This is a genomic window from Curtobacterium sp. Curtsp57 (assembly GCF_047324335.1).
Taxonomy (GTDB): domain Bacteria; phylum Actinomycetota; class Actinomycetes; order Actinomycetales; family Microbacteriaceae; genus Curtobacterium.
Map to the genome: position 1 here is coordinate 661,520 of NZ_CP168511.1, position 20,351 is coordinate 681,870.

Sequence of the window (20,351 nt, forward strand, 5' to 3'; positions counted from 1 at the left end):
GGCCCTCGTGCGACGAGTGCGCACAAAGGCCGGTTCCCGGGGCGGGTACGACACCGCGTCCGCGCACTCGGCCGGGCGGTCGGTCGGCCGACCGGCCGTGTGCGCAGAAGGTGCGATCCGAGACGCGGACCAGCCACCACTTCCGCGCACTCGACGCCGGACGGGAGGCTCGGGTCCGGCCAGCCCTGAGCCTCCCGTCCGGCATGTGGAGGGCCGGCCCTCATGCGACGAGTGCGCACAAAGGCCGGTTCCCAGGTCGGGTGCGACGCCACGTCCGCGCACTCGATGCAGCCGCGCCCGGCGCCGAGCGCGCCGAGCGCGGCGCGCTCAGCGCGCGACGACCGCCTCGGGGGCGGACTCGTGCGCTGCCCACGCCTCGGCGAGGAGCTCGTACGAGTGCACTCGGTCGGCGTGCTCGTGCGTGATCGTCGTGACGAGCAGCTCGTCCGCTCCCGTCACCCGGCGGAGCGTCTCGAGCCGCGAGACCACCTCCGACGGCGCGCCGACGAACCGGGTCGCCAGCCGGTCGCCGACCGAGGAGGCGACCTCGGCGTCGAGCACCGCCCCGTCGGCCGGCGGCGGGTACGCGATCGCTCCGACGCCCGAGCGGATCGAGTGCACCCACGCCGCGTAGCCCGAACCGAGGCGCACGGCCTCGGCGTCGGTGTCCGCGACGACGACGTCCGCCGACACGACGACGTGCGGCGCCGGCAGGACCCCCGGCCGGAACGCCGAACGGTAGGCCTCCACCGACGCCAGGACCGTGCCCGGCGACGTGTGGTAGTTCGCACCGTAGGGCAACCCGAGCGCCCCGGCGATCCGCGCGCTCTCACCGCCGGTCGACCCGTGCACCCAGAGCTCGACGTCCGCGCCGGCCGCGGGCGTGGCGTCGACGACCGACCCGCCGTGCGCGCCGCCGGGCTCGTACGTGCCCGCGAGGAAGGCCCTGAGGAGCGACACCTCACCCTCGAACGCACCGACGTCGCCGGGGACCCGCCCGAGCAACGTCCCCTGCAGGGCGAACCGGCTGTTCGGCGCGATCCGGAAGTCGAACGGCGCGGGGACGAGCAGCCCGTCCACCACCTCGTCGGACCGCGGGGCGAGCGACGGCGGCTTCGCGGTCCCTGGTGCCGGAGCACCCGACCGGCCGAGCCCGAGGTCGAAGCGCGGGCCGTACAGCCCCGTGAGCGTGCCGAACGTCTCGGCGATCTGCAACGCGCGCTGGTTCCCGACGAGGGTGGCGGCGCTGCCGACGCGGATCCTGGACGTCGCCGCGGCGATCGCCCCGATCACGACGTTCGGCGCGCTGCCGGCGACCCCGGGGTTGAGGTGGTGCTCCGCGAGCCAGTACCTGGCGTATCCGGCACGTTCGGCGCGCTGGGCGAGGTCGACGGTGTTGCGGAGCGCCTCGGCGGGGGTGGAACCCGCGCTGACCGGGACGAGGTCGAGGACGGCGAGGGGTGTGGTCACGCGAGGACCTCCCGCCCCGTCCGGACACCGGGGAGTCCGAGGGTCTCCCGCAGGGTGGCGCCGTCCTCGTACGACGACCGGTACACGCCACGCTCCTGCAGCAGCGGGACCACACGGTCGACGAAGTCGTCGAGCCCGTAGGGGTTCGTGTGCGGCACGACGACGAACCCGTCCGTGGCGCGCTCCCGCACGTACCGGTCGATCTCCGCCGCGATGTGCGACGGCGTCCCGACGAACCCGCCGCGGGTCGAGACCTCGATCACGAGCTCCCGGATGGACAGTCGCTCGGCCTCGGCACGGTCGCGCCAGCCCTGCACGAGCGCGGGGACGTCCCGGGTGTGGCGTGCACGACCACGGGTGATCGCGGCGCCGTCGAGGTCCGGCTCGACGTCGGGCAGCGGGCCGTCCACGTCGTAGGAGGACAGGTCGCGGTTCCACACCTGCTCGAGGAACGCGATCGCAGTGGCCGGGCTGACCTGCGCCCGCCGGATCGCCCTGGCTCGTTCCTCGGCGTCCGCCGCGGTGTCGCCGAGCACGAAGGTCGCGCCGGGCAGGATGAGCAGCTCGTCCTCCGAGCGGCCGACGCGTTCGAGCCGAGCGGCGACGTCCCGGTAGAAGCCCTGCGCGTCGGCGAACTCGGTGTGCAGCGAGAAGATCACGTCGGCCCGGCTCGCGGCGAGGTCGCGGCCCTCGTCGGAGTCACCGGCCTGCACGACCACGGGATGCCCCTGCGGGCTCCGCGGGACCGGGAACGTGCCACTGACGTCGAACTGCGGGCCGTGGTGGTCGACGTCGCGGATCCGGGACCGGTCGGCGAACCCTCCGGCAGCGCGGTCCGCCACGACCGCGTCGGCGCGCCACGAGTCCCAGAGCTCGCGGGCGACGTCGACGAACTCGGCGGCCCGCGTGTACCGGTCAGCCGGGTCGAGGAAGCCGCCGCGACGGAAGTTCGCGCCGTGGAAGGCATCGGAGCTCGTGACGACGTTCCAGCCGGCGCGGCCCCCGGTCAGGTGGTCGAGGGTCGCGAGCTGCTTCGCCAGTTCGACGGGTTCGTTGAACGTGGTCTGCAGCGTGCCGACGAGCCCGATGTGGTCGGTCACCCCGGCCAGCGCGGCGAGGATCGCGAGCGTGTTCGGTCGACCGACGACGTCGAGGTCGTGGATGCGGCCCTTCTGCTCGCGGAGCCGGAGCCCCTCGGCGAGGAACAGGAAGTCGAAGAACCCGCGCTCGGCGTTCTTCGCGAAGTGCTCGAACGACGAGAAGGCGATCTGGCTCTCGGCCCGGTCGTCGCTCCACACGGTCGTGTTGTTGACGCCGGGGAAGTGCGCGGCGAGGTGGACCTGACGCTTCGTGGTCATGCGAGGACGCCTTCGGTGGTCGGACGGGTGTGACGGCTGACGGCCGGGGCGATCCCGAGCCGGGTGCGCAGGTCGACCGCCGGTCGGGAGGCGACGTCGGCCCGGAGTCCGGCCGTGACGAGCGCCGGGACGAGCTGCCGGGCGATCGCGGTGCTGTCCGTCGGGATGCGCAACGGGCGGAGCCGCACCCCGGCGTAGCCGAGTTCGCGCAGCCCGGCGATCCGCGAGACCAGGTCCGGGACCGTGGTCGCCAGCACCGACGTATCCGAGACGTACGGGGTCCCGGCCAGGTCGTCGAGGGCGGCGAGTTCGTCGGCGGCGACAGCCGACGACGAGCCGATGAGCACCGCGAGGTCCGCGAGGACCGGGCGCGGGGCGGTGGACCCGGCCACCTGTTCGAGGTGACGGACCTCGGCGAGCAGTTCCCGGTCCTCCCGTCCGTCGAAGCCGGGCGTGACCAGCACGACGTCCGCGACGTCCACGGCCAGCGCGGCCGCGTCGGACCGGTGGGCCAGCGAGAAGACCGGCGGCCGGCCCTGCGGCGACCGGGGGACGATCGACGCGCCGTGCACCGAGACGTGCTCCCCCACGAACTCCGCGTTGTGGATCCGGTCCCGGTCGATGAACCGCCCGGTCGTCACGTCGCGGATGATCGCGTCGTCGTCCCAGCTGTCCCAGAGGCGGTCGACGACCTCGGCCACCTCGCGCGCCTCGGCGAAGAGCTCCGCGACGGTGGCGTCGTCCGGCGTGGCCGGCAGGGTCCTTCGCCCGAAGAGTGCGGCCTCCCGCGCCGTCGGACTCACCTGGAGCCGCCAGCCGGCACGTCCGAGCGACACGTGGTCGAGCGTCTGCAGGCTGGTCGCGACGTGGAACGGCTCGGTGTGCGTGACGCTCACCGTCGGTACCAGGCCGATCTGCCGGGTGGCGGGAGCGACCGCGGCGGCGATCAACAGGGCGTCCAGGCGGCCGACGACGGTGGTCGTGTCCAGGTCGCCATCCCGCTCGGGCCCTGCGGTGAACGAGTCCTCGATGGTCACGGCGTCCACGCCGAGCCGGTCCTGCTCGACGACGACGTCGCGCCAGTGCCGCAGCGAGGTGAGCCGCTCCGCGTCGGAGTCGGCGGCACGCCAGGCGGCGGGGTGCCACCCGGCACCCTGCAGCGCGGTGACGAGGGTGATGCGATCGGGCACGGTGGGCTCCGTCTCAGTGGGTGTGTGCGGGGGACGCTTCGGATCCGAACTTGAAGCCGAGGCGGCCGTGGGCGAAGCCGCCGCCGGCGCGGATCGCGGTCGCGACCCACGCGGCCTCGGCGAGTTCGGCCTCGGTCGCGCCGGCCTGCACGGCGCGCTGCGAGTGCGCGTCGATGCAGTAGACGCACTGCGTGGTGATGCCGACCGCGACGGCGATGAGCTCGCGGAACTTCAGCGGGATCGCCCGGTCCTCTGCCTGGAACACGGCACCGTCGAACTGCGCGAACGCGGCGAGGATGTCGGGCGTCTCACGCTTGTAGACGGCGGTGTAGGTCTTGTCGTGCTCGCGGTCGAGGAAGTCGGTCATGGCTGCGACGCTATGGCGGCTCGCACCGTCCAGTGACGGGTGTTGCGGTCCGTGACCGGGGGTTTCGTCACGTGACGTCGGTCGGCGGGGCGCGCGTCACGCGGCGTCACGCGGCGCTGGGCGGGCGGGGCGGCGGCGGGCCCGACTCGGAACGACAGCGTCGCTGTCGTACGACATCGGTCTTGTCGCTCCTGCGCGCCTGCAACTGTTGCACACGCGGCCAAGCGACAGGGTCGCTGTCGTACGACAGCGATCCTGTCGCCGGTTGCAGACGCAACGACAGGCGGACGGGAGGCACGGTGCGGGCCCGACCCGCGCCTCCAGACCGGCGCAGGCGGACGGGAGGCACGGTGCGGGCCCGACCCGCGCCTCCCGTCCGGTGGTCACGCGGCGTGACGGCGCGCGGCCAGCCGGCCGCGCAAGGTCACGTCCTCGTACTCGCGGTGGAACACGCCGCGACGCTGCAGGATCGGCACGAGTTCGTCCACGACGGTCTCGAGTCCCCGGGGGAACTCGTCGATCATCAGGTTGACGCCGTCGGCGGCACCGGTGCGGTACCAGTCCTCGATCGTGTCCGCCGCCTGCTCCGGTGTGCCGACGACGATCCGCGCGCCGTACCCGCCGAAGCCCCGCAGGACGTCGCGGAGGCTCGTGTTGTTCGCGCGGACCCAGCGGACGACGGTCTCGTGGTAGCCGAGCGACGGGCCGTACGTGACCGGGTCGACCTCTCGGTCGAGGATCGACGACGGGATGGGGGCTGCCGGGTCGAGACCGCCGAGGTCGGCGTCGAGGTGCGTGCCGAGCGCCCGGAGTGCGTACCCGTCCGGCGCCAGGGACTCGAGATGGTCGAAGCGGGCGTGCGCCTCGGCCTCGGTGCTGCCGAGGACGAGCGAGAGCCCGGGGACGACCGTGACGTCGGAGGACCGCCGCCCGTACGTCGCGGCGGCGCGCTTCACGGCACGGAGGTGCTCTCGGGCCGGCTCCGGGGTGAGCTCGACGGCGAAGACGCCCTCGGCGACCCGGGCGGCCAGGTCGCGGCCGTGCGGCGATCCCCCGGCTTGGAAGACGACCGGATGCCCCTGCGCCGACGGTGGGACCCGGAGCACACCGTCGTGCGTGAGGAACTCGCCGCGGTGGTGCACGGTCGCCCCGGTGGCGGCGGAGGCCCACAACGCCCGGACGAGGTCGACGAACTCCCCCGCGCGGGCGTAGCGCTCCGGCCGATCGGGGTTCCGTGCGACGCCGAAGTTCGCGGACACCGAGGGGTCGTACGTCGTCACCGCGTTCCAGCCGACCCGCCCGCCCGAGACGGTGTCGAGCGACAGGGTCCGCTCGGCGAGTTCCACCGGGTCGTTGTACGTCGTCGACGCGGTGCCGACGAGCCCGAGGTGCGTCGTCGCGCCGGCGATCACCCCGAGGGCGACGAACGGCTCGAGCAGCCCGTACGCCCGGACGTTCGGGTCGCTCCAGGCGGGGTGGTCGGCGAGGAACACCATGTCGAGGAGGCCTCGCTCGGCGGTGCGCCCGAGGTCCTCCCAGAACGCCACGGTGAGGAGGTCCGTGGCGGCGACGTCCTGGGTCCGCCACGCGGCCGGTCGCTGCCCGAAGCCCTGCAGGTTCACGCCGAGGACCAGGCCGGCGTCGGCGTCGCGGCTCATGCGGCGGTCGCCGGGCCGCGCTGCGCAGCGTCGGCCGGCAGGACGGGGGTCGCGGCGGAGAGGCGCAGGTCGGCGTCCGGCAGGTCCACGTCGTCCCAGACCGCGAGCACGGGTGAGCCACCAGGACGTGACGGCGTGGTCAACGGGCCACGCACGCGGTATCCGCCGGGGCCGCCGTCGTGGTCGAGCGGCCGGATGCGGTCGGTGTCCGCGAACACCCCGGTCGAGCGGTCCCCCACGATGCTGTCGAACGGCCACGTCGCCCAGAGACCGCGGACGACCCGTGCGAACTCGGCGGGGTCGTGCGAGCGTTCGTCGTCAGCAGCGGGGTCGTGCGCGCCGTGGTCGTGGGCACCGACGAGTAGCCCCACGCGACCGGCGAGCACGTGGTCGAGGGAGAGCACCCGACGGGCGACGTTGTACGGGTGGTCCCGTGTCGGGGCGACGGCGATCAGGAACCGGTGCGCCGGCAGCGCACGGCCGAGGGCGAGCGCCGCCGACGTCGGGTCGACCCGTGGTCCGTGGGCCTGCTCCTGGACGAAGCGGTCCGCACCGAGCACGACCGTGTCCGCGTCGGTGCGCCGGATCCGGTCCGCGAGTCCGGCGATGCCTCCGGGCTCGTGGACCGCGGTCGCGAGGTCGGGGTCTGACACGCGGATCGGCGATGCGATGCGTGTGCTGGTGTCCGTCATCTGTCCTCCGGGATCGGGAGCGGCCCGCCACCGTCGCCTCCCCAGCGCCGGGTGGCGGGCCGTTGCGGACGACCGTACGGGTCGCGACGAGCCCGCTGCTCGTGGGCGTCACCGCGTTGCGCGGGATGACGGGGCGTTACGCCTCGGCGGTCGCAGCGCGACCGGGCGTCACGCGGACGTGGCGCCAGCGGTCGACGGGGCGGCGGCTGCCGTCGGGTCCCGGCGGTCGAGCGGGCTCGCGCCGTTCACCAGGTGGTCGCCGACGATCCGCCGCTTGTGCACGCGCGGGTTGTGCGACGACAGGGTGCGCGCGTTCCGCCAGTGCCGGTCCAGGCCGATCGATCGGAAGGTCCCCGACGACCCGAGGGCGTCGAACACCACGGTCGTCGCGTCCAGCACCGAATCGGTCACGACGGTTTGCGCCTGGGCCACCGTGATCCAGCTCCGCTCCAGCAGCCCCGTCAGCGTCTCGTCCCCCGCCGGGTCCGCTCCGGCCGCGCGCAGTTCGTCGTGGCGGTCGACGGTGTCGTCGATCGACCGGAGGCTCGCGACGAACGCCGAATCGGCCGCGTACACCCGCGCGGCGACGGTCCCGACGACACCGAGGAGCTCCGGGTCGTGTGTCGGGCGGGCCTCAGTTCCGTTGTGGTGTCCCCGGGCACGAGCACGCAGCGCGGCGACGCCGTCACGCAGTGCCGCACGCCCGATGCCGACGAGGATCGCGTGCATGAAGGTCTGGTAGTACTGCTCCTGGTACGGGTACCGGGTGGCGAACGGGTGCACGCGCTCGTCCGGGACGTGCACGTCGGTGTACCGCACGCTGCCGCTGCCGGTGATGCGCTGTCCGAAGCCGTCCCAGTCGTCACCGACCACCACGTCGGGGTCCTCGGCGTCGACGAGCGCCACGATCTGCTCCCCCGCCTCGTCGATCGCCATCACCGTGATCCACCTGGCGTAGACGCTGCCCGTCGAGTAGAACTTCGCGCCGCTGATGCGCCATCCGCCGTCCGGGTCCCGGCGTGCGGTCGTGGTGATGCGCTCCCCGGTGGCGTTCGGCGTCTCGCTCCACCCACCCCCGACGACCTCGCCGCCACCGAGCCGCGCGACGAGCTCCCGGTCCGCGGTGCCGCCGTCCGCGTGCACGCGGTCCTCGACGAACGAGAAGTGGTTCCGCCACACGTGCGCCAGGTTCGGGTCCACCTCGGCGATCTCGGCGACGGCGCGGAACAGGTCGGACAGCCGAGCCCCGACGCCGCCCCAGTCCTCCGGGGTCCGCCACCGCGCGAACCCGGCCTCGACGAGCCACCCGAGCTGCTCCGTCGCGAGGCGCTCGTCACGCTCCCGCTCGAAGGCGTCGAGTCCGATCCGCTCGATCACGGGCCGGAGCGGCGCGATGAGCTCGTCGTACCGGTCGTCTGCTGGGATCTCACTCGGGCACATGCGGCGCACGCTACCGACCGCGCGCACGGCCGGACACCGCTGCCGCAACCTCGTGCAACGCGGCGAAACCGGGCGTCACACCTCGTCGCGGCGTAGCGTCGACGCGATGACCATCCACGACCTGACCGCGCCGTTCGCCGGACAGGGGCTGGTGCAGATCGGCGAGGTCCTGCTCGCGTTCGCCCTCGCGTCGCTCATCGGACTCGAACGGCAGCTCCGGTCGAAGGCCGCGGGCATCCGGACGCAGACCATCGTCGGCACGGCCTCTGCCCTGATGCTGCTGGTCAGCAAGTACGGCTTCAGCGACGTCCTGCTCGCCGGCCACGTCGTCCTCGACCCGTCGCGCGTCGCGGCCCAGATCGTCTCAGGCGTCGGGTTCCTCGGCGCCGGGCTGATCCTGACGCGCCGTGGGGCCGTCCGCGGGCTCACCACCGCGGCGTCCGTGTGGGAGACCGCGGCGATCGGCATGGCCGCCGGCGCCGGACTCTGGCTGCTCGCCCTCGTCGTCACCGCCCTGCACTTCGTGGTGGTGTTCGGCTACACGGCGCTCATCCGCGCGCTCCCCCGTTCCGCCGAGTCGTCGTTGACGCTCGACGTGCTGTACGACTCGGGCCGAGGCGTGCTGCCGAAGGTCCTGACGCTCGTCACCGCCAGCGGCTGGCATGTCGGCCGGCTCGTCCAGCAGGACAGCGACCGTGACGAGACGACCGCGGTCCGGCTGGAGGTCACCGGACCGCGGGACTCCGGCATGCTGCTCGCGCAGCTCGGCGAGGTCGACGGCGTCCGCGCGGTCGACCCCACCGCGGCCGACGACCTGGAGTGACCTGCCGAGGATCAGTCACCAGGAGATGCGTGCGAACTCCTCCCGGAGCCGTCGCGCCCGCCCCGGGTGCACCTGCTCGACCCATCCGATCCGCCCGAGCAGGTGTTCGCGGAAGGCGGGGTGCCCTGATCGGTTCTGCGATGTCGGACCGTGCACGACGCAGTTGTGCAGTTCCGCGTGCAACCGATCGACCTCTCGCCGACCGGGTGCGGTCCGTGCGTTCACGACCACGCCCGTGACCGACTGCCGCACACCATGTCGGCGGACACGGGTCTTCCGTGGGTTCAGTCGATGGCCCTGTTCGCGGACGATCCTGTCGACGCCGCGGAGGAACGCATCCGTCCGGCGCGCCAGGCGATCACCACCGCTGAACACCAGATCGTCCGCGTAGCGGGTGTAGGTCGCGTCCACCGCCGTCGCCCAGCCGTCGAGCCGCGCGTCCAGGTGCCGGAGCGCCAGGTTCGCCAACGCGGGCGACGTCGGTGCGCCTTGCGGCAGGTGCGCTTCCGCGAGCGATCGTCGCAGCGCCGCCCGCTCGTCCGGGTCGCCGCCGTCCGGCATCGCCGTGAGCACGTGGGGCGGGACCCGGTGCGTGCAGATCCCCGTGAGGACGTGGGCGAGGGGTTCGGCGAAGCCCGCCGCACGGAACACGCCGTAGACGGTGGGAGCGCGGACCGACGCGAAGAACGAGGTGAGGTCCGCGGAGACGACGACTTCCCGTCCCACGTGCGCCCTCGCACCGGAGAGCACGCCCCTGCCCGCGACGAACCCGTGCGCGGCGTCGTGGACGGGCAGCGCGACGAGCAGCTCGTCGAGGATCGTCCGTTGCGTCCGCTTGAGCATCGCCATCGGCTTCTCGAGCAGCCGAGGCGTGCGGTCAGGACGTCGCACCCACTCGTGCCGGTGGTGGTGCAGTGGGCTCGACGGCCCACGGCTGCGGTTCCACCCTCTGGTGTCCGCGAGCCACAAGAGCCGCCCGACGGTGAGGTCCAGCGCCCGGGCCAGTTCCGGCAGCGTGTCGACCAGCAGCCGACTCGCCGTCTCGGGCCGTGCCCGCACCGGGACCGCCTGCCGTGCGAGGACCCGAACGGGCCGCACCTGCTCCCGCGACCGGTGCAACGTCGCCAGTCGGGGCGCACGGGCGAGCACCGCCGCGAGCTGCCGCGGTGCGTCCACCGGTGGCCGTGGGTACGCGTCGAGCGCGGCGGCGACCGCCAGACCGACGTACGCCCGCTCGACACCGAGGACGTCGTACCCCGCGACGGTCAACGCGTCCGCGGTCCACTCCTCGGCAGCCAGGAAGGCGTCGGCCAGCGCGGCGGCGACGACGGCGAGGGGCGTGGCGTTCCCGGGGGACCTGTCGGTGCCTCCGTGAGGATGAGCGCGCGGAGCGCGCCGTGCCTCTCGGGGCGTATCGTCCTGCTGGTCCTGCGTGCCCCGGGGTGACCCCGGAGAGGTCGACGCGTCACGCGCGCCGTCCGCCTCCCCCGGGAACTCCACGCAGTCACCATACGACGCCCCGCTGCCATGATCGACGGATGCCGTCGTTCTTCCTGACCCATGCCGAGGTCGTCGTCGACCCCGCTGCGCCGATCGAGTCGTGGCACCTGTCCGACACCGGCCGCGCCCGCGCCGCTGCTGCACACCGCGACGCGTGGCGTCCCGGCACGGCACGGATCGTCTCGAGCGAGGAGCGCAAGGCCCTCGAGACCGCCGACCTCCTCGCCCGGACCGTCGGCCTGGCCACGACGGTCGACCCACTCCTCGGCGAGATCGACCGGAGCGCGACCGGCTACCTGGCGCCGTCGGAGTTCGAACCGGTCGTCGACGCCTTCTTCGCCCGCCCCGCCGAGTCGGTCCGGGGATGGGAGCGCGCAGTCGACGCGCAAGCCCGCATCGTCGATGCCGTCCGCGGGCACACCGCGGACGGGGCCGACGTCACGATCGTCTCGCACGGCGCGGTCGGCGCGCTCCTCCTCGCGGACCTCACCGGGGCGGCGATCTCCAGGGACCTCGACCAGCCGGGCATGGGCAGCGTCTTCACGTTCGATCCGCGCGCGTGGCGCGCGACGTCCGGCTGGACGCGCGTGACGCACTGAAGGTGCCCACCCACCGGACTGGAGGCTCCCCCTCGGCCCGCCCCGCGCCTCCAGTCCGACCGGTGGTCGGTTCCCCCCGTGCCCACGTCGCGAGCTTACGGACGCGGCCCTGCCGGCAGCGCCCTGGTCCGCGCGGATGTGTCCGGAGACCCACTCGGGTGTCCGCCGACCCGCTCAGGCCGGGAGCTGCTCGCCCGCCTCGACCGCGACGTCGAGCCGGTTCTCGGCCGGTGGCAGCGGGCAGGTGGCGTGCGCCGTGTAGGCGCACGGCAGGTTCGTCGCGCGGTTGAAGTCGATGCGGGTGCGGCCCTCGGCATCGGGGGCGTCGATGTCGAGGCTCCGGTTCGCCGCGGACGTCGTGACGCCGCTCGTCCGGTCGGTGAACAGCACGTGCAACCCGTCGCCGTGCCCGTTGAACGCCAGGAGCGTCCGCGGCCCGTCGAGGTCGAACGACAGGGTCCCCGGTGCGGCGTACACGTGCTGGAGTCCGTCGACGACGGAACCGACCGTGACCTCGCGCGGCTCGTCGAACGGGGTGAAGCGGGCGTCGACGACGAAGCGCTCGTCCGGTGCGTACGCCGGTGTGCCGCGGTACCCGGTGCGGATCGGGCTCGACGGGTGCCTCGGGCGGACGATGTCGCTGCCGCCACGTCGGGCCACCTCGACGACGGTCGTCTCGTCGTCGGTGCGCCACACCACGGTGGTGGACGAGCGCTCCGCGAGCGGCCCGAACCGGTGCGTGCCCGTGACGGTGGCGCCGTCGACCTCGAGCGACTCCCCGTCCGCGAGCACCACGACGGGGCCGTCGTCACTCGTCGACCACTCGCCGGGCGCGTCGTCGAAGCGCTCGGGCGTCCACGTCAGCCAGCGGATGCTCGTGACGGCGAGGAAGCCGTGCTCGTCGGCGCGAGCGGCCTCGTGCGCGTCGTGCCACGCACGCCAGTCGACTGCGAACGCGGTCTCGGTCGTCGTGGTCATGCTCCAGACGCTACGTCGTCCCGGGCCGCACGGCGACCCGTCCGACATCCGGCGTCACCGGCGGCGGCCGCCAGCGGCCAGGGCCAGCACCGCCCCGACCGCGCCGACGACGAGGAGCGGGCGCGTGACGCGCCGTCGCTTCGCGACCCACCCGCCGTCGGTGGCGTTGCCGGACTCGGCCGGCTGCCACAGGTTGCCGTCGGTGGGCTCGCCCTTCCCGCGCAGCGCGAAGGTCTCCACCATCGGTCCCGTGATCGCGTGGAACAGGCCGGGGAAGACGTACTGCAGCGGCACGAGCGACGCCTGGATCCGTCCGACGAACCGGTACCGCTTCGGATGGGCCGCTGCACGCAGCACGGCTCGCCCTGCCCGCTCGACGGACACCGTCGGCGGCAGCGGGTGGGACCGCTTGCCCGTGTAGTTGGCGCCGTTCTGGTAGATCGGCGTGTCGATCGTCGAGGGCATCAGCGTGGTGAACTCGATGCCGGTGTGGGCGAACTCGTCGCCGAGCACGTCGACCAGTCCGAGCGCCGCGTGCTTGCTCGTGACGTACGCGGACTGGTACGGCGCGGACAACAGCGACTGGATGCTCCCGACGAAGACGTAGGTCCCGCGGCCGCGCTGCCTCCAGTGCGGCAGGAGATGCGTGATCGCGTTGAGGTGCCCGTACAGGTTGGTGTCGACGACCCGCTTGAACGACTCGGTGGGGGTCTGCTCGAACAGGCCGTAGACGAACAGGCCGGCGTTCCCGACGAAGACGTCGATCCGTCCGAACCGGCTCGTGACGGTGCCCACGAGGTCCGCCACCTGCTGCTCGTCCGCGACGTCCGTCGTGATCGCGAGCGCCTCGGCACCCAACCGTCGGCACTCCTCCGCGGCGGCCTCGAGACTCTCGTGGCTGCGCGCAGCGAGGACCACCGTCGCGCCTGCTCGTGCGAACTCGTGCGCCGCCGCTCGCCCGATGCCGCTCGAGGCTCCGGTGACGACGACGACCTGACCGCGGAATCGATGTGCCATGTGCCCGTTCGTACGCGCACGGCGCTGTCCATCGACCGTACGGGCCGTCCCCCGGTAGCGTGAGGTCGGCAGGGTCGAGGAGGTCACGTGCACGGCGACGCAGTGGACACACTGGGCATCGACAGTGTGTGGTTCGACCCGCTCTGGCGCATCGAGGTCCGGCTGACGCCCCTCGAACGGACGCTCCTCACGACGTGGCCGGTCCGGCGACTCGCGTTCATCGCCCACGCGGGCGCAGCGTCGATCACCACGACACAGACGTACACGCGCCTCGAGCACTCGCTCGGGGTCCTCGCCCTCGTGGCGCACTTCGCCCCGGACGACGCGCTCGCCCGGGTCACCGGTCTGCTGCACGACGTCGGGCACCTGCCGTTCAGCCACACGCTCGAGGGGCTCGGCGGACTCGACCACCACACGCTCGGTCGCGCTGCGGTCCGCGGGCTCGCCGACGTGCTGCACGACGGCGGCATCGATCCGGAGGCCGTGATCAGCACGGACGACGGCGCACTGCCGTCCCCGCTGACGAACCGGCGCGGCGGCCTGAAGCTCGACCACCTCGACTCGTTCCTGCGCAGTGGTCAGGCGCACGGCCGGACGACCTCGCCGCCCGCTGAGCTCCTCGGCCGGCTGCGGCTCGTCGACGGCACCGTCGACACCGACGCCGCGACCGCCGCCGCGGTGGTGGACCTCGCGGTGCGCGAGGCCCGGGCGCAGCGGTCCGAGGCGAACATCGTCCCGAACGTCGTGCTCCGGTCGCTGGTGACGCGCGTGCTCGACGCGGGGACGCTCACCCCCGCCAGGTTCGCCGGGCTGACCGACGACGAGCTCTGGGCGGTGCTGCTCGCCGACCCGGCCACGGTCGACGAGGCCGTCGAACTCCGTCGGAACCCGGAGCACTGGCAGTTCGCCGACGGACACACCCCGGCGTCGGACGACGCCCTCGCCCATGTGGTCCGACGGACCTACCTGGACCTGCCGACCGTCGACGGCGCGGTCATCACGAGCGAGGACGTCATCGAGCTGCAGCGCGGGATCCCCCTCGACCTCGCCGTTCAGCGCACCCGTGTGCCGAGCGCGCTCCGGAGTGGGACGATGACGTCATGACCGGTCCCGGGAGCACGAGCGACGGGCTGTCCCTGGACGAGGCAGCCGCGATCGCCGAACACGCGCGCGAGGGCCGTCTCGACATGGACGACCCGCAGATCCGGCAGCTCGTCGGCGAGGCGAACCGGATGATGGTCCGCACGCAGATGTGGGGCGAGCAGCCGGCGACGCCGAGGCGGCGCTGGAAGCGACGCGGCCTCGCGATCGGCGCCGCCGCCATCGTCGCGATCTGGGTGATCGGCCTGCTGGGCCCGCTCCTCCTGCGCCTCGGCGTCTGAGACGGACGCTTCCGCGACCGCCTACCAGGGGTGGGCGATGTCCCGGGGCCGAGCCGGGCCTCCCGTCCGGACCTGCCGCACCGCGGGGACGACGGGACCGGCCGGGGCGGACGTGAGCAGCACGGCGCACGCCGCGCCGCGGGCGACGACGTCCTCACCGAGCGCCGTGAACGCCACCGCTGGCGCGCGACGCGAACCCAGGCGTTCGAAGAGCCGCGCGTGCAGTCCGTCGAGGAGGGTCGCGCCGCCGGCGAGTGCGGCGCTCCCGCCGACGACCACGCGCTGCACGTCGAGGAGCTCGACGACGTGGACGAGCGCCGACCCCAGCGCCGCGCCGGCCTCGGCGAGGAGCGGCCGTGCCGCAGGCAGCGCGCACAGCCGTTCGAACGCGGCCCGGACGGACGCCGGGTCCTCGGCGACCGGCGCGAGGAGCCCGGCGGCCACCCCGCGCCGGACCTGCTGGAGGGGCTGACACGCCTCCCAGAGCTCGGTCCAGCCGCCGTGCGCGTGCACGGGGATGCCGCCGAACTCCCCGGCGTTGCCGGTGCTGCCTCGGACGACCTCGCCACCGACCACGATGCCCGCTCCGACGCCGTGCCCGAGGTACACCGACACCAGGTCCTCGGTCGACCGCGCCGTCCACCACTCGGCGAGGGCACTCGCGACGACGTCCTTCTCGATGCGGACGGGGAACCCGGTGCGCTCCGCGAGTTCGGCGGCGATCGGGACGCCGGACCACGAGGCGAGCTGCACGGGGGCGCCGAGCGCCGCGCGGTCCCGCTCGATGGGGCCAGGCGCCGCGACACCGATGCCGGCCACGCGCGCCCGGTCGATCCGAGCGGACGTCACGAGGTGGTCGACCGCGCCGGCCATCGCGTCGAGCGTCGACGAGGGATCGTCGACGTCGGCCGCGCCGAGGTGCTGCTCGGCGACGAGCCCGCCAGCGAGGTCCAGGAGCACCACGGAGACCTGCGCGGGGTCGAGGTGGACGCCGACGGCGAAGCGACCGTCCGGCGCGAGTTCGAGGCGACGACCGGCGACCGGGCCGGCGACCCGGACCGCCGCGCCGGTCTCCCGGACCGCCGCGCCGGTCTCGCGGACCGCTGCGCCGGTCTCCCGGACCGCTGCGCCGGTCTCCCGGACCAGGCCGTCGGCGAGGAGTCGGGCCGCGATGTTCGACACGGTCTGGGCGGTCAGTGCCGTCCTGGTGGTCAGCGCGGAGCGGGTGACCGGGCCGTCACGGCGCACGACGTCGAGCACCACGGCGCGGTTGTGCGCCGCGATGTGGGTCGCGTTCTGCCCTGCAGACATCTCAGCGATCAGGTGCTTGACGAAGCTCGTGCATGGTCCCTAGCATTCCTGACCAAGCGAATTTGTCAATCAATTGGATTGAACCGATCCGGACGGGCAGATCGCCGAGTGACCACACCGAGGTGGTCGCGCCCGTCGTCACACCGGTGTGAGACGGGAACCCGAAGGGACGCCCGTGACGACGACCGCTCGCCCGGCCACCACAGCGCGACCCGCTCCACCGACCGAGCGCACCGGTCGACGAGCGGGGAAGAAACACCCCTGGACCGCAGCGGAGAAGCGACGCCTCCGCATCGGTATCGCCTTCATCTCCCCGTGGATCGTCGGGGTCCTCGTGTTCATCGCGTACCCGCTGATCTACTCCTTCGTGATCAGCCTGACGCGGTACTCCGGCATGAACGCCGCGACCTTCGTCGGGTTCGGCAACTACATCGCCGCGTTCCTCGACCCGCTCGTCCACACCGCCGTGGGCAACACGCTGTTCTACGCGGTGATCGCGGTGCCCGTCGGCATCGTCGTGGCGATCGTGATCGCGCTGGCGATGAACCAGGACGTCAAGGAGATCAGCTGGTACCGGACGGCGCTGTACATCCCGTCCCTCATCCCGACCTTCGCCCTCGCGTTCATCTTCGTCGTGCTCGTCAACCCGCAGACCGGCATCGTGAACCAGGCGATGAAGCTCGTCGGGATCCCGGCGACGAATCTGCTCGGCGACCCGACGACCGCGAAGCTCGTGATCGTCGCGCTCGCGCAGATGGGTGCCGGCAACGCGGCGCTGGTGTTCCTCGCCGGCATGCGCGGCATCCCGAAGACCCTGTACGAAGCAGCACGCGTCGACGGCGCCGGTCCGGTGCGGCAGTTCTTCGCGCTGACGCTGCCGCTGATCTCCCCCGCGATCCTGTTCAACCTCATCACGGGGATCAGCAACGGCCTGCAGGTGTTCACCGAGGCGTACGTGATCTCGTCCGGCACCGGCGGACTCGGGTCCCCGGACAACGGGACGTTGTTCTACATGCTCTACCTCTACAAGAACGCGTTCAGCTACGCGCAGCTCGGGTTCGCGAGTGCGATGGCCGTGCTCCTGTTCCTCGCCGGGATGATCCTCTCCGGACTCGTCTACTGGCTGTCCAAGCGGTTCGTGAACTACGACGTGAGCGGGGAGTGACGCCATGACGATGCAGAAGGACCGAGTGTCCACCGAGACGTCGTCGATCGAGGACGTCCGCCCCAAGGACCGCAGGAACGCCCGCGCGGACCGCTCCAGGAACGCCGACGGCTCCGTCCGCTCCCCGTGGTCGTCGATCGGCGCCCGTGTGGTGCTCATCGCGATGAGCCTGCTGTTCCTCATCCCCATCTACTGGATGGTGATCTCCGCGCTGAAGAGCAACAGCGAGCTCGGCGCGTTCCCCCCGACCTGGTTCCCGCAGTGGCTGGACTGGTCGAACTTCGGCGAGGCCGTGAACGCGATGCCGTTCTTCACGTTCTTCCGGAACACGCTGATCATCACCGTGCTCGTGACGCTGTTCTCGATGGTGTCGAACCTGGTCATCGCCTACGGGTTCTCCTGCATCGAGTGGCGTGGCCGCGACCGGATGTTCTACGTCGTGCTCGCGACGCTGTTCATCCCGTTCCCGGTGACGCTCATCCCGATGTTCGACCTGTACGCGCGGCTCGGCTGGATCAACACCTTCCTGCCGCTCGTCGTCCCGAGCCTGTTCGGGTCCGCGTTCTACGTGTTCCTCCTCCGGCAGTTCCTGCTGCAGATCCCGAAGGACCTGCTCGACGCCGCACGCATGGACGGCGCGTCCGAGTGGCGCATCCTCTGGCGGATCGTCTTCCCGCAGGCCAAGGCCGCGCTCGTCACGGTCGGCATCTTCGCCGCGGTGGGTGCGTGGAACGACTTCCTCGGGCCCCTCATCTACCTGCAGGACGAGAACGTGCAGACCCTGTCGATCGGCCTCCAGGTCTTCCGCCTGAACAACAGCGCGGACTTCCAGTTCAACCAGCTGATGGCGGCATCGATCCTCATCATCCTGCCGCTCGTCATCCTGTTCTTCTTCTTCCAGCGGACCTTCCTCAAGGGCATCCAGATCGGGAGCTTCAAGTGAACGCGCGACACAACGGCGCCGCCTTCGACCGCCGGACCTTCCTCCGCGCCGCCGCCGCGACGGGCGGTGCTGGTGCCCTCGCGTTGCTCGCCGCCGGGTGCGCGACGGGCGGTGCCGGCAGCAACCCGAACTCGGTCTCGATCTGGGGCGTCACGGGAACCTTCGTGCCGTTCCAGACCAAGGTCATCAACCAGTTCAAGCAGCTGCACCCGGAGATCGACGTCCGCGTCAACCAGGTGCCCTCGCAGGGCACGGGCGACGCCACCAGCGTCATCACGGCCGTCCGCGGTGGAACAGCACCAGACCTGTGGCTCCTCGACCGGTTCAGCGCGGCGCAGTACGCGGCGATCGGGCTCATCGAGCCGATCGACGAGCTGATCGCCGAGTTCGAGGACGTCTCCAAGGAGGAGTTCCTGTCCTCCTGGCTCGGGTTCACCGTCGGCGAGCTGACCTACCAGGGCAAGACGTACGGCCTGCCGCACGACACCGACGCCCGCGGGATGTTCGTGAACCGCACGATGCTCCGCGACGCCGGGCTCGACCTGGACGAGTTCGACTGGGAGCAGAACGGCCCGGTGACGATGGACCGGATGGCCGAGGTCAGCGACAAGCTCACGAAGAAGGAGGGCGGCAACTACAGCAAGATGGGCCTCCTCCCCTGGTACGGCGAGGGCTGGCCGTTCACGTGGGGGCTCGGACTCGGGGCGTCGTACTTCGACCAGGCCGACTCGCAGATGACGATGGACTCCGGCAGCGTCAAGAAGATCTACGAGTTCTACGACGAGTGGGCGCAGCGCTACGGCTACCGCGCCGCGGACACGTTCATCGCCACGTACGAGCCCACGGGACACCCGCCGGGGCAGACCGCGTTCCTGGCGAACCGGATGGCGTTCATGGTCAGCGTTCCCTCGACGATCCAGACGTTCGACAACTACGGCCCGAAGGACCTCGACTGGAGTGTCGCGTACCTGCCGACCCAGGCCGCCGGTGACGACAAGTACACCTGGTCCGGCGGCTTCGCGCTCTGCCTGCCGAAGGGCTCCAAGAAGAACAAGGCCGTGTGGGAGCTGATGAAGTACTTCACCGGCAAGCGCGGCCAGGAGACCTACATGGTCCCCGCCACGAGCGTCCCGTCGAACATCGCCGCGCTGAAGGACCCGAAGGGCTCCGCGAAGTCGATCCGCTTCTTCGTCGAGTCGATGCCCGACTCCACCTGCCGCCCGCCCCTGCCCGTCGGTGGCGCGTGGTGGGACTCGCTCGCCGACGCCAGGTCGAGCGTGCTCCTCGGCACCGCGTCGCCGCAGGAGGCGGTCGAGCGCGCACAGGCGCGGGTCAACCCGATGATGCAGACCTACTCCCCGTTCAAGCTGCCCAAGGACTACGACAAGGTCCGGGTCTAGCTTCCCCGGGCCGGATCACGCACCACTTCCACGAAAGGCAACCATGCCCAGCACCACCACCCCGATCCGCGTCGCCGTCCTCGGCTTCTGGCACGTCCACGCCGGTGACTACGCCCGCCAGACCGTCGAGCACCCGGGGACCGAGCTCGTCGCCGTGTGGGACGACGACGTCGCCCGTGGTCGCGAGGGTGCCGAGCAGTTCGGTGTCGAGTTCACCGACGACCTCGACGCGCTGCTCGCCCGCGACGACATCGACGCCGTCACGATCACGACGTCGACCGACGTGCACCGCGACGTGATCACGCGCGCCGCCCGGGCCGGCAAGCACGTCTTCACCGAGAAGCTGCTCGCCCCGACGGTGGAGGAGTGCGAGGAGATCATCGCGACCTGCGACGCAGCCGGCGTCACGCTGATCGTCTCGCTCCCCCGGCTGTACCACGGGTACACGCAGGCGATCCTCGAGGAGATCCGATCCGGCCGCCTCGGCGAGGTCAACCACGCCCGCGTCCGCCTGTCGCACGACGGCGCGGTCCGGCCGTGGCTGCCGGAGCGCTTCTTCGATCCGTCGACCGCGATCGGCGGCGCGTTGACCGACCTCGGCTGCCATCCGGTGTACCTCACGCAGCTGTTCCTGGGTGCCCGCCCGGACTCGGTCGAGGCCGTCTACCGCTCCGTCACCCGCCGCGCCGTCGAGGACCACGCGGTCGTCACGGTCGGCTACGCCTCCCAGGCGATCGGCATCATCGAAGCCGGCTTCGTCGCGGGCACCCCGTTCACGATCGACGTGGCGGGCACCGGCGGATGGCTCGCGTTCTCCGACCAGGAGGCCCGGCTCACCGCCGGCGGGTCGGCGTACGGCGACGAGCCGGTCACCATCCCGGTCCCCGAGGACGGTCAGGACGCCTTCGGACAGTGGGTGGACCACATCACCTCCGGCACGCGTGCCGACGACAACATCGCCCGCGCCGTCGAGCTCACGAGGCTCGTGGTCGCCGCGAACGCCGCTGCGCGCACCCCCGTCGCGGCCTGACCGGCCGCGCGACCGACCGACACCAGCA

The 20,351-nt window shown here is 72.2% G+C and carries 19 protein-coding genes; 8 read left to right on the plus strand and 11 right to left on the minus strand.

Annotated features, from left to right (window positions below):
• Window positions 1–327: 327 nt before the first annotated feature.
• The 7 genes from ACEN9V_RS03070 to ACEN9V_RS03100 form a co-directional block, all read right to left on the minus strand.
• Window positions 328–1,470: an LLM class flavin-dependent oxidoreductase gene (locus tag ACEN9V_RS03070; RefSeq protein ID WP_413602087.1), complete on the minus strand. Its 1,143-nt coding sequence runs from the start codon at window positions 1,468–1,470 to the stop codon at window positions 328–330.
• Window positions 1,467–2,828 (minus strand): NtaA/DmoA family FMN-dependent monooxygenase, encoded by a 1,362-nt coding sequence (locus ACEN9V_RS03075; RefSeq protein WP_413602088.1) that lies wholly within the window; start codon window positions 2,826–2,828, stop codon window positions 1,467–1,469. Before ACEN9V_RS03075 ends, ACEN9V_RS03070 begins: the two co-directional genes overlap by 4 nt.
• Window positions 2,825–4,018 carry an LLM class flavin-dependent oxidoreductase gene (locus tag ACEN9V_RS03080; RefSeq protein WP_413602089.1) on the minus strand — a complete coding sequence of 398 codons (1,194 nt, stop codon included), beginning with the start codon at window positions 4,016–4,018 and terminating at the stop codon, window positions 2,825–2,827. Before ACEN9V_RS03080 ends, ACEN9V_RS03075 begins: the two co-directional genes overlap by 4 nt.
• Before the next feature lie 13 nt (window positions 4,019–4,031).
• Window positions 4,032–4,385, minus strand: a complete 354-nt coding sequence (locus tag ACEN9V_RS03085) for a carboxymuconolactone decarboxylase family protein (RefSeq protein ID WP_281264339.1) — start codon at window positions 4,383–4,385, stop codon at window positions 4,032–4,034.
• Between the two features lie 383 nt (window positions 4,386–4,768).
• The gene (locus ACEN9V_RS03090; protein ID WP_413602090.1) at window positions 4,769–6,043 is read right to left on the minus strand and encodes an NtaA/DmoA family FMN-dependent monooxygenase; all 1,275 of its coding nucleotides are present in this window, start codon (window positions 6,041–6,043) and stop codon (window positions 4,769–4,771) included.
• Window positions 6,040–6,735 carry an LLM class flavin-dependent oxidoreductase gene (locus ACEN9V_RS03095; RefSeq protein ID WP_413602091.1) on the minus strand — a complete coding sequence of 232 codons (696 nt, stop codon included), beginning with the start codon at window positions 6,733–6,735 and terminating at the stop codon, window positions 6,040–6,042. The genes ACEN9V_RS03090 and ACEN9V_RS03095 overlap by 4 nt, the downstream gene beginning before the upstream one ends.
• A gap of 168 nt (window positions 6,736–6,903) precedes the next feature.
• Window positions 6,904–8,175 carry an acyl-CoA dehydrogenase family protein gene (locus ACEN9V_RS03100; protein WP_413602092.1) on the minus strand — a complete coding sequence of 424 codons (1,272 nt, stop codon included), beginning with the start codon at window positions 8,173–8,175 and terminating at the stop codon, window positions 6,904–6,906.
• Window positions 8,176–8,281: 106 nt separating this feature from the next.
• Between ACEN9V_RS03100 and ACEN9V_RS03105 the strand changes: the two genes are divergently transcribed.
• A complete protein-coding gene (locus tag ACEN9V_RS03105; RefSeq protein ID WP_413602093.1) occupies window positions 8,282–8,998 on the plus strand; it encodes an MgtC/SapB family protein in 717 nt (238 codons plus the stop codon).
• 15 nt (window positions 8,999–9,013) lie between these two features.
• On the opposite strand, the gene ACEN9V_RS03110 is transcribed toward ACEN9V_RS03105, so the two are convergent.
• Window positions 9,014–10,498 (minus strand): reverse transcriptase family protein, encoded by a 1,485-nt coding sequence (locus tag ACEN9V_RS03110; RefSeq protein WP_413602094.1) that lies wholly within the window; start codon window positions 10,496–10,498, stop codon window positions 9,014–9,016.
• Between the two features lie 38 nt (window positions 10,499–10,536).
• On the opposite strand from ACEN9V_RS03110, the gene ACEN9V_RS03115 reads away from it, so the two are divergent.
• The gene (locus ACEN9V_RS03115; RefSeq protein WP_413602095.1) at window positions 10,537–11,097 is read left to right on the plus strand and encodes a histidine phosphatase family protein; all 561 of its coding nucleotides are present in this window, start codon (window positions 10,537–10,539) and stop codon (window positions 11,095–11,097) included.
• Window positions 11,098–11,271: 174 nt separating this feature from the next.
• On the opposite strand, the gene ACEN9V_RS03120 is transcribed toward ACEN9V_RS03115, so the two are convergent.
• Window positions 11,272–12,075, minus strand: a complete 804-nt coding sequence (locus ACEN9V_RS03120) for a DUF1684 domain-containing protein (RefSeq protein WP_413602096.1) — start codon at window positions 12,073–12,075, stop codon at window positions 11,272–11,274.
• A 54-nt stretch (window positions 12,076–12,129) separates the two neighbouring features.
• Complete coding sequence (locus ACEN9V_RS03125) at window positions 12,130–13,092, minus strand: SDR family NAD(P)-dependent oxidoreductase (RefSeq protein WP_413602097.1); 963 nt, start codon at window positions 13,090–13,092, stop codon at window positions 12,130–12,132.
• 87 nt (window positions 13,093–13,179) lie between these two features.
• Here ACEN9V_RS03125 and ACEN9V_RS03130 point away from each other — a divergent pair, with 87 nt between their 5' ends.
• Both ACEN9V_RS03130 and ACEN9V_RS03135 read left to right on the plus strand, forming a co-directional pair.
• Window positions 13,180–14,196 carry an HD domain-containing protein gene (locus ACEN9V_RS03130; RefSeq protein ID WP_413602098.1) on the plus strand — a complete coding sequence of 339 codons (1,017 nt, stop codon included), beginning with the start codon at window positions 13,180–13,182 and terminating at the stop codon, window positions 14,194–14,196.
• Window positions 14,193–14,474: a hypothetical protein gene (locus ACEN9V_RS03135; protein ID WP_281264330.1), complete on the plus strand. Its 282-nt coding sequence runs from the start codon at window positions 14,193–14,195 to the stop codon at window positions 14,472–14,474. Before ACEN9V_RS03130 ends, ACEN9V_RS03135 begins: the two co-directional genes overlap by 4 nt.
• 21 nt (window positions 14,475–14,495) lie before the next feature.
• Here ACEN9V_RS03135 and ACEN9V_RS03140 read toward each other — a convergent pair whose 3' ends face one another.
• Window positions 14,496–15,785, minus strand: coding sequence for an ROK family transcriptional regulator (locus ACEN9V_RS03140; protein ID WP_413602099.1), 1,290 nt, complete (start codon window positions 15,783–15,785; stop codon window positions 14,496–14,498).
• Between the two features lie 175 nt (window positions 15,786–15,960).
• Between ACEN9V_RS03140 and ACEN9V_RS03145 the strand changes: the two genes are divergently transcribed.
• From ACEN9V_RS03145 to ACEN9V_RS03160, 4 genes are read left to right on the plus strand one after another with little or no spacing between them, the layout of a single operon-like run.
• The gene (locus tag ACEN9V_RS03145) at window positions 15,961–16,950 is read left to right on the plus strand and encodes a carbohydrate ABC transporter permease (protein ID WP_413602100.1); all 990 of its coding nucleotides are present in this window, start codon (window positions 15,961–15,963) and stop codon (window positions 16,948–16,950) included.
• Between the two features lie 4 nt (window positions 16,951–16,954).
• Window positions 16,955–17,893 (plus strand): carbohydrate ABC transporter permease, encoded by a 939-nt coding sequence (locus ACEN9V_RS03150; protein WP_281264327.1) that lies wholly within the window; start codon window positions 16,955–16,957, stop codon window positions 17,891–17,893.
• On the plus strand, window positions 17,890–19,293 hold the full coding sequence (locus ACEN9V_RS03155; RefSeq protein WP_281264326.1) for an ABC transporter substrate-binding protein: 1,404 nt from the start codon (window positions 17,890–17,892) through the stop codon (window positions 19,291–19,293). Before ACEN9V_RS03150 ends, ACEN9V_RS03155 begins: the two co-directional genes overlap by 4 nt.
• Window positions 19,294–19,336: 43 nt before the next feature.
• Window positions 19,337–20,323: a Gfo/Idh/MocA family protein gene (locus tag ACEN9V_RS03160; protein WP_413602101.1), complete on the plus strand. Its 987-nt coding sequence runs from the start codon at window positions 19,337–19,339 to the stop codon at window positions 20,321–20,323.
• Window positions 20,324–20,351 lie beyond the last annotated feature (28 nt).